Below are 20,807 nucleotides of genomic sequence, written 5' to 3'. Positions count from 1 at the left end.
GCTATTTTTTTTACTAATTTTCTGTGGATAAGTTTAATTTTGTATTTTGCAACTATCTAAGAATGGAATTCCCTGTGAAGTAAATACTATACCATTTGCTAATACTGAACGTCTTACTCCTACATTTTCTAGTATATTTTCTTCAGTAACTGTTTCATATGGGTCAGAATTTTCGTTAAGTGGATTATCTAAGTCTGCCATAATATCATCCCATAAATTTAAATTATCGTGGGATGTAGTATAGTTTATAGTTTCAGTAGGAGCATTGGTAAAATCATCTATTGAGCCCATAACTCCTGTAACTATTCTATCTTCAACTCCTGACTTACCAGTAGCAAAACCTAAGTCCTTACCGTTTAAATTACCACTTGAAGCACGAATTGCATTTCTGAAGTTATCATTAAATACTGCAAATTCTTTATCCTTTTGTTGGCCTTTTATAGTCATTAAAGCTTGAGAAAGTGGTGTGCTTCCCCCAGTCCATGGTTCACCGTATATTAGTATTGTTGGGTCAATTTCTTCCTGTAACTCTCTAGTCAATTGCTCCATTGTATCTATGTCAATTAATCCCATTAAATCAAATCTAAAGCCATCTACATTATATTCAGTAGCCCAATATTTTACTGAATCCTTTATATATTTTCTAACCATTGGTCTTTCAGATGCTATTTCATTTCCACAGCCTGAACCATTTGTAAATTTACCTGTATCGTCTGTACGATAGTAATATCCAGGTACTATCTTGTTAAATGGTCCATTTTTTATTTCGTAGGTATGGTTATATACTACGTCCATTATTACTCTAATTCCCTTTTGATGTAATGCTTCAACCATTTCTTTAAACTCTGTAATTCTAGCTATAGGGTTAGTAGGGTCTGTTGAATATGAACCCTCTGGAACATTGTAATTTTGTGGGTCATATCCCCAATTGAATTTCGGTTCATCTGAATTAGGGTCATCCACTTTAAGCTCATTTACAGTCTTGAAATCATAGGATGGTAATAGATGTACATGGGTTACCCCCAATTCTTCTAAGCTATCTATACCAGTCTTAACTCCATTATAGGTTGTTCCCGTTTCAGTAAAGGCTTTAAATTTACCTTTATTTGTCATTCCTGAATTTTCATCTATTGAAAAATCTCTAACATGTATTTCATATATTACTGCATCTGTTGGATTTATCATAGGTGGCTTATATGTTGGATTCCAGTTAGCAGGATCAGTCTTTTCAAGGTCGACTATTGCAGTTCTTTGTCCATTAGCTGAAACTGCTCTAGCATATGGGTCTACTGCATAATTAACTGTCCCATCGGCAAATTCAACCTTATACATATAATATTTGCCTTCTAGATTTTCATTAACTGTAAGACTCCATACCCCTCTATCTCCTTTATTCATCTCTATTTCTCTTCCACCAGTGTGGTCTAGAACTAACCCTTGTTCGTTATATGTTCCTGAGTCATCATAAAGTGCCACGCTTACTTTAGTAGCAGTAGGAGCCCAAACCTTAAATGTACTTTCTGAAGGTGTAAAGTTAAGTCCTAAGTCATCTCCATTATAGTAGAATTTATTGTCATTTAATATATTTCTCATTGTAACTTTTCCACTACTAAAACTATTAGAGCTTACTTCGTATAATTTAGTTACATCTATCTCATTAGGATTTTCTACGGTTAATTTAACCTTTGTTGTATCTAATTTCTGAACAGTTACTGGTATTTCTTTATTTCCATCTGTAACGTCTATTAACTTAAAGAATTCAACATCTTCATCCTTTATTTCATGGGTTGTTTTTACATATATTTCAGATAAAGAATCCATCATTGCAGCTAATACTCTCTTTGATGTATCAGCATCTTCTCTATTATAATATACATTCTCATCCCCTTGAATAATCCAGACTTCAACAGAATCTTGCCCATCTGGTACTTCTATTACTCTATCCATCTCTTGCTGTGACCAGTCTCCAGGTCTTGTGATTACATTTATCTTGTTAGATGTAAACTTATAAGTAGCTATTGCAAAATTATCATCTGTTAAATCAGTAAAATCATATTCTGCACCATCTTTACCATCAATCCAAATCCACATATCCCAATCCCTTTGTTTTCCATCATATCTGAAATAGTTAATGGTATATGTGTACATCTTTTCAAGGATAGTAAATTCGTGTTCTGTCTTGTAACCTTCATAAGTTGCTATAACTGTAATCTTTTCATTTGCAGGTGCATCTTTTGTAATAGTTAAAGTCTCTCCTTCAAGGGTAACTCCTTGTTTCGATTCTAATAATGACCATGTTGGATTAATATCTGTTTCTTGTTCATCTTCAGTAAGTAATTTTGCAGAAAGATTTACAGTATCCCCCAGCTCAACTTCTGTTGGTAAATCTAATAAAATACCTGGTACTACAAGCTTACTATCATCGCCATATCCACCTTGAATCGTCTTATCGTTTAATGGGTCTAATATCCAGTTGTCCCCATTAACCACAAGTTTATATGAATATATTCCTGGTTTAATTTCAACAGTAGTAGACCAAAGGTTATTTTCACCTTTTGTCATTTCTATTACATTATCTCCACTTGTTGCCCAACCATTAAAAGAACCTGCAACTAATACACTTTGAATTTCATCATTACCTATATAATTAAATGTTACTTGATTATTTTCTACAACAGGGCTTTCTATTATCTTTTCTACTATAGTAAGTTCCTTTGAAGCTGTAACCCCATTATATTTGGAAGATATGTTGAACTTTGTATCAACAGTAGCATCATTTGAAACAGTTACAACACCGTTATCTACTGTTACTTTTTCATTATCCGATGACCATGCTACTTTATTTGTTAAATCTACTTTTGTACCATCAGCTAAATATCTTATAGCACTTAAATTTAAAGTATCTCCAACTTGGACTTGAGTTGTTTTGCTTTCTATCTCAAGATAATGAATTGCTGAATTATTATCCACTTTAGGAGATTTATTTAATGGGTCAGTATAATCCCCTTCCCATCTTGGTACAGGAGAAAACTTATATTGTACAATTCCTCCAACATTGTTAATATCATCAGTAGTAAAGGTGTAAGAGAATAAATTTACCTTATTCCCATCTTGCTGATAGGTGCCTTCCAGTGTTAAAAGTTTAAATTCTCTCCAGCTAACAAAATTACCATTTATATATACTTGGTCATTTTCTGAAACTGTATAAACTGTTGCTGTTCCATCTCCGTTGAATGTTGGACTAGATATCTGTGGTAGTTCTGGTAATAAGGTAGGGTTATTTTCTGTAGAGAATGCAAAAGTAATTGTATCGTTTAATGTGTTAGTGTCTTTTCCTTTAACTGTACCCTGTGGTATGTTGACAGTGTATTGTGTATCATAGTCTAATGGACCTTCTAAATTTATAGTTAAAGTTGTATCACTATATACAACGTTATATACTGCATCGGTAACAGTTATGTTTTCAGCTGAAACTAAGCTAATTTCTTCATTAAATACTATGTCTATTTTATCAAGGTCTACATTAACGTCTACTGCTCCATTTTCAGGTGTAGTGCTTACCAGCTCAAGCCTTGCTGGTTCAGGAGCTCCTTCAACTATATAAGGATTTGTATAGGTTGATTGTACATTTACATTATCTCCACTTTCGTTCCAACTGTCGGCTATTTCATTGCCTTCTGTTTCTGGTATAACATCAAAGGCTCCATGCTCACCACTATTGTTTCCACTTAAAACTACTATAGCCTTTATTGAGTCACCATTTTTTAAACCTAGTAAGTCTAAAGGAATCTTACCTTCAAATCCCTTTGTTCTATCTACAGCAAACTCTGCTCCCTTTGAATCTCCCCAAGTAGCTAATATAGGAGTTCCTAAGTCTTCTGATGAATAAAGAGCTGCTCCATTAACCTCATTATCATTTTTAACCCTAAAGGTAATATGATATTGGGGTTTAAAGGCTGTCCCCTCAAAATTAAACTGTGCTTCCCAAGGGTTACCTGAGTTTTTAGAGTCTTCATCATTGATGTTTAAGGCAATGTCTATAAACATTCCAGGTTCTCCCCAATTTGGAACATTTACAGCATCTACCCAAAAGTACAAGTAATCTGAGTCATTAGTTAAATACAAGTCACCTAACTGGTATCCTGTAGGTACTCCATCAGGCTTAAATTCTGGAGTAGTTGATGTACCTAAAGGTGTCATACTTTCCCATACTGCATCCTTATTTCCATCGACTTCAATTGTATTGTCAGCAGCGTGCACAACTGCAGTCTGTGGAAATGTAAAAAACATACTAAAGACCATTAAAAAAGTCAATAGAATAGAAATAAGTCTTTTACCTTTGCTGTACAATAAAATCCCCCCTTTAAATTGTGCAAACGGTTGCATAACTAACAAAATAAAAACCGATGCTGAAAAATATCGATTTATGCAATCGTTTGCATTATTGTTTAAAAATTAAAGGCCTTTTATATATAGCCTTAAGGTGTTAAATATTGTATTTACATTTAATATAATACAGTTTCTCGTTATATTTGTCAATGGAGTTTTTGTATTTTTCTGAAAATTGTATTTGGATTATATAATAAAAAAAGTGGCATTAAATAAGCCACTCTACTTTACATCAAAATTAATTATTTTCTCTCTATAATCCTCTTTCATATCTCGTTGTAAATATGTGATAAACCTATTAATAAAAGCTGATGCTTCTGCCTTTGTCATGTATTCATTAGGATAAATATATCCTTCTGGCGTTCCATTTGCTATACCCACTTGGTCTGCCACATACACTGCTTTCTTTGCCCAAAGTGGTATCCTATCATCATCTTTAAATCTAGTATCAAAGGATGGATTTGGTGCTAATCTTTCAAGTCCTAAAGCTCTTATTACTATGGTTATAGCCTGTGCTCTTGTAAGGTTTCCTTCTGGAAGGAATTTATTATCTCCTACCCCATTCATTATTCCATTGTCCTTTATAGCTTTTATATATTGATAATTAGGATTGTCCTTTGTCACATCACTAAAAATATCTGGATATACTTCATCTTTTATAAATGACCTTCTTGAATGTGTATCCTCTTCTAATAAATCCATTGCATGAACTATCCACTTCGCAAAGTCTACCCTCTTCATATATAAGTCTGGACCAAAATATCTATTCGTCCCATCTACAACTTGTAGGGCTGCAAGTCTTTCTATATCATTTTCTGCCCAATGTCCTTTAATATCTTGTAATTTGGGTATATATAATTTCTTTTGCGTCGGTAAGGTCTCGAACCTTTCTGTGCCTTCTCCTATGTTATAGATTCCTTCCTTAACTTCATTGTCTTCAACATAGGGTAAATTATATTTATATTTCATTATAGTTTCATTTTGCTCTGTTAAAGTATATCCTCCAGCAAAGCTTGTCTGATATGGCAGATTTTTAAAGTACTCCATTCTCTTCGTTCTATTGAAGGAAACATCTATATCTGCATATCCATACCATTCAATCACACTATCATCATCTATTTGCTGACTATAACTTATATCTTTGTGTATCTTTTGAGTCTCGGTAGCACCCCAGTAGTGGTCATAACCATATATATTCCCTGATATGTCTACCTTTACTTCACCCTCATTATCATTTATTGAATAAACCTTAGAGCCTAGCCAATTTCCTAGATAATAGGTTACTACTGGTTGCTTATCATCTATTGTAGAGTTATGCATTTGATAATCGACAAGGGTATAGGTATTACTTTGTCCACCTAAGTTCACTACTATTTCTTCATCATAATCAAGAATATTGTTTACTTCACTTATCTGTGTTTCATGGGACTCATCATCTATAATCCTTTCAAGCTCTACCTCTCTTTCAAGGGTTACTGTCTCATCTTTATTAGAAAGTTCATATTCATATTCAAGCTTTTCGTCTCTTATCTTTAATTCAACTGTTCCTTCTAATAGAATTGGTTCTCCTGTTAAAAATATTACTTCTTTATATTTCTTCTCATCCCTATAATCCATTTCGTTTTTGTGTATTCCACCTTCAAAGCCTGCATTATTTAATTGCGCAAAGGATGCATATCCTTGGAATATTAATATGACTGCCAATAAGGTGCTTATAATTTTCTTCATCTGTTTTCCTCCCTGCTTAGGTAATGGTTGAGGGACGTGGGCGTCCCTCAACAACTCAAGGTATCATGGCGTCCCTCTATAAACCAGTGTGACGTAGGTATTCATAAATAACACAATCTATCATAGAATTCATTACCAACTGAAAAACATAATATCATTAAAAGCGAAAGTATCAGCTTGTAGTTTTTGCTACTAACCACTAACAATTACCTACTAACTTCTTTCCTTGTTATCTAACAATAACTATATATCCATCATCATTTTCTCTAAGGATATATAAGCTATTTCCCTCTGAAATGTCGTTTATAGTAACTACTTTTCCATTCTTTATAAAAATAGCATCACTTACGTCTAAAGTAACTTTAGATGTATTAACAATCCATTTATCCTCAAAGTCACTCCAATCCCTTATATCGTCTAGAGTAATTCTACTATTTATTTTATCTAATGTATCTACTTTTCCAGTAGTAACTACTTGGGCCTCATCATTATCGTCTATAATATTCATTGCTATAATCATATCATTATACTCTACAGCATAAGCATATTCTCTATAATAGTTATCTTTATCATCTTCCTTTAAGAATCTACTGTTAGTAAATTCTTTTACAGAAACTTCTTTTACTTCCTTATCTCTAGTATCAATAATTTTAGTATCATCACTGATATTAAACTCTGTTTGCTTAGAATTATAATCCCATTCTGTACCTTTTAGTATGTCATAGTTATCTAATTCAAAGTTATATTGTCCTATTTCATCCATCCTACCTCTATATACAATATATACATTGTCTTCAATCCCTTCTACAGAAATAAAAGCGGCTGTATATGTATCCATTCCATGGGATACCACAAATACATCGTCATCTTCTTTTAAATTATAAGGGTGTATAAGCTTATCATCTTTAATAATAATAGTGCTATCATCAAAATATACTTGATTATAATCTACAGTTATCTTTCTATCACCGAAGGCTATGTTTTGCACACTATTATAGTACTGCTTTTCATAACCATTTTTAAAAACTATCTTCAATGCCTCTTCTTTCCCAAAGTTATCTTCTGTCACAATATATGCTTCTCTCCCAATATAGCTATCAAGGTATTGTTTGTTTATGCCTTTCCCATCAATATATATATCAGTATCATAGTTTAATGGAAGAATTATATTTTTATTGTCTTCTATCCATTCCGTGTTATCATAATGGCTAACGTCCTTAAGTAAAATTTGGTTTCTACTAGGATTAAAGTCAGCTACAGTTGCTTTAAATAAATTTTCATATTGTCTATCAGGTTCAGATACATACAATTTAATAGGCATATTGCTGTTATGCTCATCAAACTCTAATCTAACTATATCTCCCTCTTTAATTCCTTCTAGTCCGACATTTGAATCATTTTTAATCACTGGTGTATAAGGGTCTACTATAAATGTCTTCTCTTTTTGATTATCTAGTAAAGTTAGTTCATTATCTTCTAGGTTCTTATATAAAACTTTACCTATAAATATCCTTTCACCTGGGTGTATATATCCTTCTTCTCCTGTATCTAGGTATCCGTCTATATCTATTACACTTCCCTTGCTAATATTAAGGGTTACCTCTTGACCGTAAAGTAAGTCTTTTAACTCTACTGTATAATTATTTACTCTAATATCAGCTCCAGGTGATACATTTATCTTAAACTCATTACCATCATAATTTTCTACTGTTATTGTTCTATTATCAGTATCTATATCTTTAATAAATCCTTCTAGTGTGGTAGTCTGATTATTTAAAACTTCAGCAAATATAATTTCATTTTCAGGTGTAACATAGTATTTTATATAGTCAAGCTCTTCTAATTTGTCTGAAGTAATTATTTTTCCTTTCTTTAAACCTATAAAACCTACACTGATTCCATCTTCATTGTTTTTTCTAGTAATTAATTCAGATATTGTGTTATCATCATTCTCTATTCTAAATACCGTTCTAGTTAATTGAGCTTCATTATTCCAGTCGTAAACTGTACCAATCCTCTCAATTATACCAGTAAATATTTTATACCCTCTATTTTGTAGTATTTCTTCATGTATATTATCAAGAAGTTTTGCCATCTCTCCTCTTTTAATTGAAGACTTAGGAAGGAAATACCCCTTTGTATTTCCTTGCATTATTTCTTCTTGAAGTACTGCTTCTATTATATCTAGGTTATCAGTGTCGATATCTTGCCAATCCTTTAAATTATATATATTTTGTTGGGCTTGTCCTATGATTGGAGTAAGCTCTAAAGCTCTAGCAACCCATACTGCTACCTGTTCTCTACTAACATTTTTCCTCCATGTATAATTTTTCTCTAGCTTTTGTCTTAATTGGTTTTCAATGTTGGATAATTGAGCTTCTGTTAATTCTAAATCTCTTTCGTATTTTATCATTTGCTTTTCTGTTTCTAATTCTATATCCTCTGTTTCTGTTTCAGTTAGTTCTTCTATATCATCTATTTCTTCTTGAGTAACTATATTATTGTTTAAAGCAGTTTGAATATATCCCTCTGATAAATAATCAAAGGTTGTTAATATTTGATATTTTCCTGTATCTTTATTATCAATAGAATTTTCTGCTTGAGTATATGCTTCTCCTTCTAATCCTAGAAGTCTTACCAATAATATTAAAGCTTGTTCCTTTGTAAGTCTTTCTTCTGGCTTAAATTGGTGTTTTCCCATACCTCTTATTACCGATAAACTAGCCATTTTATAAATTGATTCCTCAGCCCAATGTTTTTCTATGTCATTAAATTTTACATTTTCGTATAATGCTTCATATGTTGGTATTCCATCATAAACAAAGGTTGCATTTTCACCATAAACAGAATTGGTCAATATAAATACTAAGCTCAGTATTGCTATTAGGGATATCCACTTCTTCATATAAACACCTCATTGTAGTTAATTAATATATACTATTTTTTATATATTACAATGAACTTGCCATCTTTCTTTATTTCCCCGTATACATTGTAAACAGTTTTCGTATAATCATATTTATATACCTGTGAAACATAAAATTCATTCTCTTGTAGCTTATTTAATTCTGGATTAAACTTAGCTAAATATAACTTGTTTTTGTCTATATTTTCATTATCAATCAGTATACCAAAGTTTATATCATCATTTAACTGTAATTTTTCTGTTGTTCTAGATACTTGGAGAATAAGCTCTATCTTATATCCCTCTGATATTGCTTTTTCTCTTCTATTTAAGCTTTTAGTTATTCTACTCTTTTCAGCTTTTGATAGCTTAGAAATTTTTATTATAACATTAGCATCATCTTCATCCTGCCCTGTACCTATATAATATACGCTAGTCCATATACTACTAATAGGAATATGTGCTAATACTTCTTTAGTCTTAAGGTTAATAGAGCCCGCTCCCCTGTTTATCACAGATAATGGTATATTTATTTGTAATTCTTCTATATCTTTATATTTCGAATCTGTAAGGTCTACATTATATTCCCAAGGAGAATATTCAAGTGGTAAATCTATTAAAACTTCTCCACTAGAATATGTTATCTTAGTATCTTCTGTACCTTCTTGTTTAATTTCTTCATACTCTTCATATTTTTCATTTTCTTCATCTTCGTCAGTCTCTAATGTTGTAGCTCTAGCATAGTCATAGTCCTCAGACTCTCCATATTCATTCAATGCCCATAGTTTAAAGTAATACTTTGTATCTGGCTCTAAATCTTTTAGATAATATTCAAGCTCTGTTGTTTCAGCTATAAACTTATAATCATCTTCTCCCTTTTCTCTACCATATATCTTATACCTATCAGCACCTTCTACTTCGTCCCACGTAAGCACTATAGACCTTTCATGGCCAGGTTCAGCATCGAAGCCTCGTGGAGTCTCTGGTATAGGTAAAATGTATTTAATTCCATCCGATTCTACACACATACCACCATCAGTATTCTCTATCTTTATGTCCTTATAACCTTCTTCTCCCTCTGGTGTAACTACTTCTATAGTATTTTCGTCTAAAAATGTTACTTGTGAAACAGGAGTATCGTCAAAGTATACCTTCACTCCTTCTAAAAACATTCTACCTTCTATAATTACCTTCTGTCCTCCTGTAATATGAACTTCATCAGGAGTTACATCTGTTATTTGAGGATTTGAATAGTAAGTAAAACCATCCTTTAGTACTGCTTCTCCTAATTCTAAAGTATTTTTTACATACACATCTACTGGGCCTAAATAATCGCTTGAAGGTGTTCTAACGACTAACTTATCATATCTAGATTGGTCATAATCTATATTAGCTAATTTTCCTCCTATTCTAACCTCTATTTCTCCAGGTCCAACTCTAAAGTTATTACCTGTTATCTCTATCCATTCTCCTCCGCCTGCACTTCCTTTATTAGGTGTTACAGACTCTATTATAGGCTCAGTTATTGTTGGTAAATATTTATAGTATATTGGATGTTCTAATCCTGTTGAATTAACCGAATCAACCATCCCACCATCTTCATTTATAACAACTATTTTCAATAATTTATTTATATCTATTTCTCTACCTTTAGGAGATCTTATAATTATCTTGTCATCGTCATTGCTCTTACTTACTATTTCTGCTTCTTCACTTCCTACCATTACCTTTACACCTCTTCTAAAGTCACTACCTTCAATTGTAAGTAGTATGCCTCCTTCTATAACAGATTGTATTTCGTAATGGTCTATTTCTCCTGTAGCTTCATTTAGTACTTCGTCATGTATAGGTGTAATACTAGTAATAATAGGATTACTATCTGGACTTTTATAAGTGAACTGCCCTTCAGCTGTTTGTTTATCTGGATTTATTACTGTAACTGGTACTGGACCAACTAAATGATATGAAGGTGTTAATACTTCTAATGTATCTTCATATACAGTTACTACTTCTGGAGAATATCCCCTTTCAACCAATAATCTTCTATCTTCAACTCTAATACGTATATATTCATGTCTACTGTAATTTGATGAATCTTCTACATTCTTCAATGTAGTTACATCTATAAACTTGTCAGTATCATCATAGTCATTATATTCTCTAGTATATTCTTTATCCTTTTCTTTGATTGTTACAATTAATTTATTCTTTATAGAATCATAATCTACAGTTAGTCCTCCATCTAGTTCTACTTTAGCCTTTCCACTTACAATATTCCCTGACTCTTCGTCTTCAAGATTTGTATTATCTCCAAAGCGAACAAGTACCATATCTTTTTCTGTTGTAACTATATTTCCATCAACATCTTCTTCATAAACCTCTATTTTACTCTTTACAAACTCTTCACCATATATTTCTATAGTATCTCCACCTAATCTTGTACCTTCGTTTGGTACTATATCTTCAATTTTAGGGTCAGATGGAACATAATTAAAGCTTTTCTTATTTGAAACTCCGAAATCATTATTAACTACATAAACATCTACTTTTCCTATCTCTCCATCAGGAGTTTTTACTAGAAGATATCCATCTGCATATTCTATGATTTCCGCAGAATTATCTCCAAAATATACATTAGGAAGTAGTATTTTTTCTTGTTCTGTTAAGTCTTCTACTATTCCAAGTCCAGTAATATCATCAAACTGACCATTTCCATTTACATCCGTATACTCCTCTGTTCCAGGGTCATATACAGCATCTCCGTCTAAGTCAATAAAAGGCTCATAAAACCTAAAATCGCTACCTATAATTTGTACATAGTCTCCTCCAGCCGCTTTACCCTCTGTCTTGCTTAAAAGGTCTATCTCTGGATGGCTGGTAGGTATAATGTATGTAAAACCATCCTCTTTATAATCACTTCCTCCATCAGGGTTTACTACAACTACAGGTACAGTTTTTCTATCTAACCCTAATTCTTCTCTTATATCCCCTGGATATGGAGGAACTTTTACTTTCATAGAAGTATTATCAGTACTTACAATTACATCTTCATCATTTACTTTTATACCACCAATGTACACACTTGTCTTTTTAGTTCCATTATCATAAAAATCTTGTCCTATAATTTCAATATAATATCCACCTTCAGTTGACCCTTGTGAAGGCTCTATAGTGTCTATCATAGGCTTTTTATTTGGTGATTTAAAGTAATAAAATCCATCTTCTACAGTATAACTCTTAGTATCAGGATTTACTATAGTTACATCATAATAACCCTCTGCCACTAAATTAGGTACATAGAAGTATAGCTCATTTCTTGAATTTACTTTTACTCTATTACCAGTAATCTCACCATCTTCTATTTCGTATAAAGTTCTTATACGAAGCTTTAAAGTATCCTGTACTCCATCATTAAATATAATGTGTCCAAGTTGAATATCTAAAGTGTAAGTTTTACCCTCTGTTTTAGCCTTGATTTCACTACCATCCAGTTCAATGGTGTACTCATCGTTAACACCATCAGAAATAATCGGTGTACCATCTGGCTGTATAGTTAAAGTATAGAAGTTGTCTATCACTTCTGCTGTATCTAAATCTTCTTGTTGTAATACCACACTATAGTAATAATCCGCAACTTTTAACTTGTTATCTTCTATTCTAATTATTTCTTTGCCTACTTCTGGAGTATAATCTTGTAACTCTATTTTGCCTAAAGGTTTATTATATCTGTTTATATCTTCGCCATCTAAAAGTACCTTGGTACCTATAAGCTTTTGTATACCTAAATCCGTTAGAGAAGTTGCTGTTGGGTCTGTTTTTAACAGGTTATCCCCTTTTATAACTGCTAAAGTATCAGCCATACCCTCTTGAGGTGATATACTATCTATTCTTGGTTCTGTATATGTCTTTACATATATAAACTCGTGTACATCCATTCCTCCATCAGGGTTCATTACCAATAATTGAGTTCTAGCTTCTCTTCCTGGTGGTGCTGTGAAAGTTATCTTTTTACCGTCACCTTGACGAGTTATATCTTCAATTTCTTGTCCATCTAAAAATACTTTTACACCTTCCTTAAAGTTACTACCTATTATCTCTATCTGTTCTCCACCTTCTACATTAATTACATTAGGATTAACACTTGATATAATGGGACTTTCTAAAACTTCTACAAAATTTATAGCATCATAGATTACAGTTTTTAATCCTTCATCTGATGAATTCATAACAGGGTTAACGACCTCTAAATCCATAGATGCTGGATTTGGTATAGGTTGCGATATTATAACCCCTTTAGGGATATATAACACTATTTTAGATGCAGCTTGATTTCCTTGGGAACCGTCAACTATTTCTCCATTATCATCTAAAAAGTATATTTCTGGCTCAACAGGTTGTCCTTCTTTTTCAAACACGTTACCATTTTTATCTAATATTTGATTAGTGTTTTTATTTATCTCTATTTCTGTGCTTGTGCCCTGTTTGATTCTAACGATTGGATATCTTGTTATAGTAGTTTCTGTATCTTCATCATATTCCCTATAGACCATGAAGTTGTTATTTCCTTGTATCGCAAGTAAAATATCATGCTTTGTTTTATAGTCTACTCCATCCTGCTCTACTTCAATAAAATTAGGTGATATATTCGTAACCTCTGGTGTTACTGAACTTGGTATGAACTCATATCCATTCTTTAATTCTGCTCTTTCTATGAATCTATAATCTTTGCCTCCACAAGTAAAAGTAGTTTCAGTTTCAATTATAACATCTTGTACAGGCTCAGAATTTGCACTATCAAACATTGCATTTACATAGAGTTCATCAAATGTACCAAAACTACCTTCGTTAACAAACTGCTGCTTATTTCCGATTATTACAATAACTTTCCTTTGAAGGTTAGATACTACTTCGCCTTTATATGTTGCATTACTATTATAAGTAATTGTTAATTCGTCCTTTAAATCAGGTTCAATTTCCGCAGTATAATCATCAGAGTCATCTAGTACAAGCTCATCTATATTTAACGTTCCAAAGTATTTACCTGTTATAGCAACTTCTTCACCTGTATCAGGTCCTTCTTGTGGGTCCACTGATATGATTTGCATTTTATTACCTTCGTTTATAATAGTAAATTTATCTGGAACTAAAAACATATCGGTTATATTTTCTTCTGGGTCTTCACCATCTGATATTGGATTTGTGAGCATTACATAGTATTCACCTGTAGGTAAATCTGGTACTTCTACAGATAATATATTCTTATCTCCATCTGGAACAAGATTTATAAACTTTGTCTTATTTTCGTTTGTAAACTTATACTCTTCACCTTTTAGGTCTTTCAATAAAAAAGCAGAATACTTGTTCATATCTGTACCAGTAAAATATAAAGTACTTCCTGCTGCTCCTCTATTTGGATACATATCAAATCCATCGATTGATATATTTTTTATGTAACTAAATTGGTCTTCATATCTATACTCAACAGTAACTGCTGGACTCGTATCTGGAACTTCTTCCACAATCTTCTTAAATATGATGTCCTGAAGTCCATACTCACCTTCTGGCTTTGGGTCAGTTAATTCTAATTCACTATCACTACTATTAGTAATAAAATCGCCCATATCAGCATCGTTTATGAAACCTTTATACTCTATACCTGAATCACTAGTGTTTATCTTATCTAAGTTAGTACCTTCTATTGTTAAATCGTCATTTTCGTCAACATTAACAGTTTTCTTGTCTACTGACTTAAGTGTTGGCATTTCTGAAAAATCTACTGGTATTGTTACATCTCCAATCTTTATGTTCACATCTCCAGTAAATTGATTTTCTATACTTGTTACATCAAATTGCAATATTGTTTCTGTATTTAATGTTCTATTTGTAAGTAAAGTAGCTCCGTAACCTGGAGTTAAGTAGTAAACCTCTTTGTCTTTAAGTCCACTACCCTTTATTAATACATACATATACTCAATCTCTAAATTTGAGTTGTATCTTTTACCTACTGTAACCTCTGTAACAGTAGCACCTTCACCTATATCTATAGCGTAAGCTATTTCGTTTATACCAGTGATTGTGAGCAATAATGCAAATATAGTTATAAATGAAATTATTTTTTTCATACTATAATTTTCCTCCTTATAGACAGGTAATCTATAGGTATCTTACGTTCTGCCATAATATTTATCGACAGAATTGCACGTATTCTTAAATGTAATTATTTTCATTTGTTGTTGAGTATAGGCTATTCGCTGTTGGTTTAAATACTTTTTACTTTTAAGTTTTATTGAAATACGCTACATCTTTTCATGTCTTTTATAACACTTTTCCCTATACTACGTATAATTCAACATAGTCATTCTTTTTCCTTCATTATGTGCATCGTTATAATATATTTTTACAATGATATTAGAATTTTGTAGAATTATTTTGTATTTTTTGTTATTTCTGCTATAATATTATTATCTAATAATGAAAAGAGGTGATTTTATAAGTTATTACAATAGAATATCTAAATATATCATAATATCTATTACAGCGTTGTTTCTATTACTTTTCACACCAATATATACATCTAGTGCTAAAGATACTCTTCCCAATACCGTTACCATAGGACCATATATCAATCATTATAATACTTTAAAAGAGGCTTTAGAAAATGTTTCCGATGGTGGAACTATTGAAATATTGTATAAATCCCAACCTTATGTCTTTTCTGAAACAACAATAAACAAAAATGTAACCATAATAGGCCTATCCAATAATGGAAAGTTACCAGTTATTCATTTCAAAGAAGCCACCAACCCATGTATTGACGTTGAATCCCCTAATTTCTTTTCAATAAAAAATTTAATATTGAAATCCCAATTTTCAAGGCCTTTAATACAAACTAATACATCTAATATTAATATGGATAATGTTATAACCTATTATAGTATTCCTGTAGTTTTAAAGGATAGCTTGAATTCTACTCCACTAAACATAACTATAAAAAATAGTACATTCAATAATGATGTACCAAGGATACAATTAACTAATGAAGTATCAGGTAATATATCCTTTACTGATAACACCTTTCACAATACATCTTTAACCATAAAAAACAATGGAGCCAACATTAATATGGATAACAATAATTTTATAGACAGTGGAATTATATCTGAAGAAAATAATATTGGTATGGTATCTATATATAATAATAGCTTTGAAGGCAGTAGATGTACAGTTAATAGCTACACTTCTAAGAATTTAAGCTTTCATAGTAATAGCTTCACATCAGACACTTACCGAATATATAACAATGACCTATCCCATACACTGAATCTTAATAATAATTGGTGGGGAAGCATCAATGGTCCTTACGGAAGCGATAGTACCATTGATTTTCAAGGAAATATAATATATGAAAACTGGGCATTAAATGAAGAATGTACTGAATTTGTTAATGATTTGATTACACCGATAGAACAAAGCGAAATATCAGGCACTGCTACTTTAAAAAATTCGTCGAATCACCAAGATATTAGAGTCGACTTATTTCGTAATAAAGAAAAACTCTCAAGTACTTATACCGATGTAAATGGAGCTTTTAACTTTAACAATATAGAACCTAATGTATATACTTTAAGTTTTGAATATCCTAAATATAAAGCAATAATAAAAGAAATTAATGTAAATACTGAAAGCTATAACGTTAATGTTGAACTTGAATATACAGACAATTTATTCGACATAAACAGCGATTGCACTATTTCTAATGAAGATTTAAGTAGAATAATTAATTGTTTTAGTTATAGTATAGGCAATCATAATTGGGATAGTAAATGTGACTTGAACAGAAATGATTTAATAGATATATTTGATTTAATTATATTTTTAAGATATGAGGGGGAATAAAATTGACTAAAAAAAGAGCAATATTGTGTTTTTGTATATACATGACCATAATCCTTTTAAATCCAATAATCATTTACGCTGATAATTCAACTATAGAACTAAATAGTTCATCAGATACTTCAAATCTTAAACCTGGAGATGCGTTTACAGTAAATATTGATATAAAAAATGTACAAAACTTAGTGGGTAGTAAAATTGTAGTAAATTATGACCATAATCTATTGCAATTAGAAAATAAAAACTTAACTATTGAAAATATCACGGACTTTACTAATATTGATGGAGTTACAAACGAAAATATAGTAGATAATTTAGGAGAAACATTATTTTTATTTGGTATCAATAAAGATATTACACCGATATCAGAAGACATAACAATAGGAACTCTAACATTTAAAGCAATAGGGAAAGGTAGTGGGAGTATTAGTATAAACAGTGACAGTAAAATTGTTTATGAAGATACTGATAAAAATTATGGAGAGATACCATATATGACAAATGACTTATCTTTTAATATTTTAGGACTAGGAAGTATTTCAGGAAATGTAAGTGACAAGAGCAGCAACGGAATAAATAATATTACAGTAGAGCTACTTAAAAACGATGTGGTTGCATACTCTACTACTACATCACTAAATGGAACATTCTCAATAGCAGACGTAGTTGAAGGCTCATATACTTTAAGAATAAATTCTACAGATTACATAAATTATTCTCAACAAGTAGTAATAAATAATGGAGAAGCTACAAATGTGCAAATTGAACTAGCAGAATTAGTCCAAGGTGATATGAACAATGATGGAACTGTAAACATAGAAGATTTAGTTTATATAGCAAATTATTATGGTATATCATCATCAGATAACTCTTGGAATGAAGCCGTAGCAATAGCCGATGTCAACAATGATGGAAAAATTGATATTATAGACCTTGTATTTGTAACTAGAAGGTTAAACGGATAAAACGATGGTGAAAGCATAATGAAGGTAAAATTACAAGTTATAATTATAATATCAATTTTATTTCTATGCTCCCCTTCCTTTGGTGAGGAAAGTGGAACTTTAAATCTTAATAGCTCAAAAGAATATGTAAAAATAAATAATCCTTTTTCTGTCAAAATCAATATAGACAATATACAAGATGTATATGCACTCCATATAAAGTTAAAATTTGACCCCAATTATATTAAAGCAAAAGAAGATACCATTGATTTATGTGACGATATAATAAATAAAAAGCATTTTATTGCAATTAATAAAATAGATAATACTACAGGAAAAATAGAGTTATTGATAACCCTTTTAGGGAATGAAGCTTCTTTTAATAATAGCATTAATATTGGTATAATTAATTTTAATACTGTAAAGCACGGAACTACACCTATAAACATACAAGAAAGTAATCTTCTTGAAAAAGATGGAAGCTATATATATCACAATATAAACAATATAAACATGCAAATTCATGAAAGAAAAAAGACAAGTAGTACAAGCTCTAATACAAAACTAATTTCTAACATAATAAAAGAAAAGGAGAATAGAATTACGTTTGAAGGATTGTCTTTAACAATTCCAAAGAATACATTTCTGTCTGATTCAACAATTCATATAAAGAAAATATCGTCAGATAGTAGTTTATCTAATATATATGATATTACATGTAAAAATAAATTCAATAAAATAAAATTATCCATAAAACTAAAGGACAATGAAAACATAAGATATCCATGCATTTATTATTATAATGAAGAAAGAAAAAAATGGGTTTATGTTGGAGGAAAAATAGAAAATGGATATATAACAACTTGGGTAAGTCACTTCACTAAGTTCTGTGTTTTTGAGAATAAGTACTATAAAGAATATAACGATATAGCTAATTGTTGGGGAAAGGAATATATACAAGGACTCACCATGATGGGTATTATAAATGGAACAAATCAAAACACATTTAAACCTAATAGATATATAACTAGAGCAGAAATAGCTAAAATAATAAGTCTTTCTCTAGATTTAAAAGAGTATAGTAGCAACCATGATGAATTCAAGGATAGTAAATCTATTCCTAGTTGGGCAACGAAATATATTACTAGCGTTGTAAATCAGAAATTAATGATTGGTTATGATGACAACACTTTTAAGCCAAACAGTAATATCTCAAGGACAGAAATTGCAGTGATAATTGATAGGATATTAAAAAATTATCAAGCAGATAATAAAGAATTTTTATATACTGACGACAAAGAAATACCAAATTGGGCTAAAAAAAGTGTATATAAAATGTATGATTTAGGTATATTTACAGGATATGATAACGGAGCCTTTAACCCTTTAGCCCCTATCACAAGGGTTGAAGCATGTAAAGTAATTGTAAAATTACTTGAAATATTGAAGGTGATTTAATTCTTAATCAAACTGTAATACAATTGAAATATTGTTAAGTACTCACCTCTGTTATAATTAAAGTGTACTGTTATAACGGAGGTGAACCATGTGTTCAAAAGATTAACGGCTCTACTAATAATATTTATAATACTTTTCAGTAGTCTAGCAGTAGCACAAGAAGTAACAGAAGAACAAAAGGAAGCAGCAGAAAAATTAGTAGCTTTAGGTATACTTACTGGTTATGATGATGGTTCTTTAAAATTAGAAAATCACATAACTAGAGCCGAATTTACAACCTTAGCTGTAAGAATAATTTTAAAAGATAAAGAAGTAGACCAATATCAAAAAGATAGTAGATTTAATGATGTAAAAAAAGACCATTGGGCTTCAGGATATATAAACATAGCTGTTGAAGAAGGATTAATAAACGGATATAACGATGGTACTTTTAGACCTGAAAATAAAATTACTTATAGTGAAGTAATAACTATTTTAGTAAGATTGCTAGGGTATGATGATTCTTTAGACGAAAATAAAGAGTGGCCTTTAAATTACATCCAAAAGGCATTAGAATTAGGTATAGATAATGGAGAAGTAATTATACCAGATTCCTATTCAACTAGAGGTGAAGTTGTATATTATATTTATAATACTTTACTTGTGAAATTAAATAAAGAGTATTAGAAAGCCACATTTAGTGGCTTTCTGGTACTTGGTACTGGGTACTAGGTGCTAAGCCCCAAAACTTTTCTATCTCTGCTACATAATTATCCCATCTTTTTTCTGTTGTATCTATTATTTTTACAGGTAAAGAGGTTAAGCTAGCATACTGTAATAATCTATCCTGCATATCAGAATATCTCTTTACAGCACCTTCTATTCCTCCAAAGGACATTACATAGTTATACCATGTTTTAGGTCGTCGTGGAAAAGTATCCTCTAATCGTTCTTTAATAACGTTATTATTCATCTTCAATATTACAATCTTAAAATCTATATTTTTAAGTCTTGTATCTATGTCTTTAAAGGGCTCAAACTTTTTTGCTTCTACTGCATGGGTAAGATGAAATCTCTCTATCAGAAAACAAGGTTTAACTTTAAAGAATTTTGTATTTTTAAATCTTGAATTATAAAAGTTGGAATATATCATATCAAACATATTAACGTACCCATTTAACAACTGAATCCTTTGGTCTAAAGAAGGATTAATATTTTCTATTATTCTTTCTGTTAAGTATTCACTTAATTGTATTCTAGTTTGCTTTTCTAAATAAGGCTTTTTTGTAGATATAACTTTGTATATAGTCGATTTTCCTGTGGCACATATTCCTTCGATTATTAGTCCAGACACTTCAAGTCACACTCCTGTTTTTAGCTCTTAGTTCTTGGATCTTGTTCTTGAGGGACGCCTACGTCCCTCAAGATGTAGATTTAGTCAATGAACGTGGGCGTCCATCGACAACAAAGATGTGCTAGTTGACGAAAAAACGCAGGCAAAAAACCTTCCT

General features: G+C 31.2%; 9 protein-coding genes. 4 read left to right on the top strand and 5 right to left on the bottom strand.

What is annotated here, in order from left to right; genetic code table 11:
• Window positions 1-33: 33 nt before the first annotated feature.
• The 4 genes from pulA to L21TH_RS00310 all read right to left on the bottom strand — a co-directional run bounded on the left by pulA (window position 34) and on the right by L21TH_RS00310 (window position 15,144).
• Window positions 34-4,350, bottom strand: a complete 4,317-nt coding sequence (gene pulA / locus L21TH_RS13625) for a type I pullulanase (RefSeq protein WP_006305570.1) — start codon at window positions 4,348-4,350, stop codon at window positions 34-36.
• Between the two features lie 261 nt (window positions 4,351-4,611).
• Complete coding sequence (locus L21TH_RS00320; protein ID WP_006305568.1) at window positions 4,612-6,117, bottom strand: S-layer homology domain-containing protein; 1,506 nt, start codon at window positions 6,115-6,117, stop codon at window positions 4,612-4,614.
• 229 nt (window positions 6,118-6,346) lie between these two features.
• Complete coding sequence (locus L21TH_RS00315) at window positions 6,347-9,022, bottom strand: S-layer homology domain-containing protein (RefSeq protein WP_006305566.1); 2,676 nt, start codon at window positions 9,020-9,022, stop codon at window positions 6,347-6,349.
• Between the two features lie 32 nt (window positions 9,023-9,054).
• Window positions 9,055-15,144, bottom strand: a complete 6,090-nt coding sequence (locus L21TH_RS00310) for an IPT/TIG domain-containing protein (RefSeq protein WP_006305563.1) — start codon at window positions 15,142-15,144, stop codon at window positions 9,055-9,057.
• Window positions 15,145-15,493: 349 nt separating this feature from the next.
• Between L21TH_RS00310 and L21TH_RS00305 the strand changes: the two genes are divergently transcribed.
• The 4 genes from L21TH_RS00305 to L21TH_RS00290 all read left to right on the top strand — a co-directional run bounded on the left by L21TH_RS00305 (window position 15,494) and on the right by L21TH_RS00290 (window position 19,983).
• Window positions 15,494-16,918: a hypothetical protein gene (locus L21TH_RS00305; protein ID WP_006305561.1), complete on the top strand. Its 1,425-nt coding sequence runs from the start codon at window positions 15,494-15,496 to the stop codon at window positions 16,916-16,918.
• A gap of 2 nt (window positions 16,919-16,920) precedes the next feature.
• Window positions 16,921-17,880, top strand: a complete 960-nt coding sequence (locus L21TH_RS00300) for a beta-sandwich domain-containing protein (RefSeq protein ID WP_006305559.1) — start codon at window positions 16,921-16,923, stop codon at window positions 17,878-17,880.
• 18 nt (window positions 17,881-17,898) lie between these two features.
• Complete coding sequence (locus tag L21TH_RS00295) at window positions 17,899-19,317, top strand: S-layer homology domain-containing protein (RefSeq protein ID WP_006305550.1); 1,419 nt, start codon at window positions 17,899-17,901, stop codon at window positions 19,315-19,317.
• Between the two features lie 90 nt (window positions 19,318-19,407).
• The gene (locus L21TH_RS00290; protein WP_006305546.1) at window positions 19,408-19,983 is read left to right on the top strand and encodes an S-layer homology domain-containing protein; all 576 of its coding nucleotides are present in this window, start codon (window positions 19,408-19,410) and stop codon (window positions 19,981-19,983) included.
• Between the two features lie 10 nt (window positions 19,984-19,993).
• Here L21TH_RS00290 and L21TH_RS00285 read toward each other — a convergent pair whose 3' ends face one another.
• Complete coding sequence (locus L21TH_RS00285) at window positions 19,994-20,650, bottom strand: hypothetical protein (protein WP_006305544.1); 657 nt, start codon at window positions 20,648-20,650, stop codon at window positions 19,994-19,996.
• Between the last annotated feature and the right edge of the window lie 157 nt (window positions 20,651-20,807).

Source organism: Caldisalinibacter kiritimatiensis (assembly GCF_000387765.1).
Taxonomy (GTDB): Bacteria; Bacillota; Clostridia; order Tissierellales; family Caldisalinibacteraceae; genus Caldisalinibacter; species Caldisalinibacter kiritimatiensis.
This window is presented reverse-complemented; position numbering and strand designations above follow the sequence as displayed.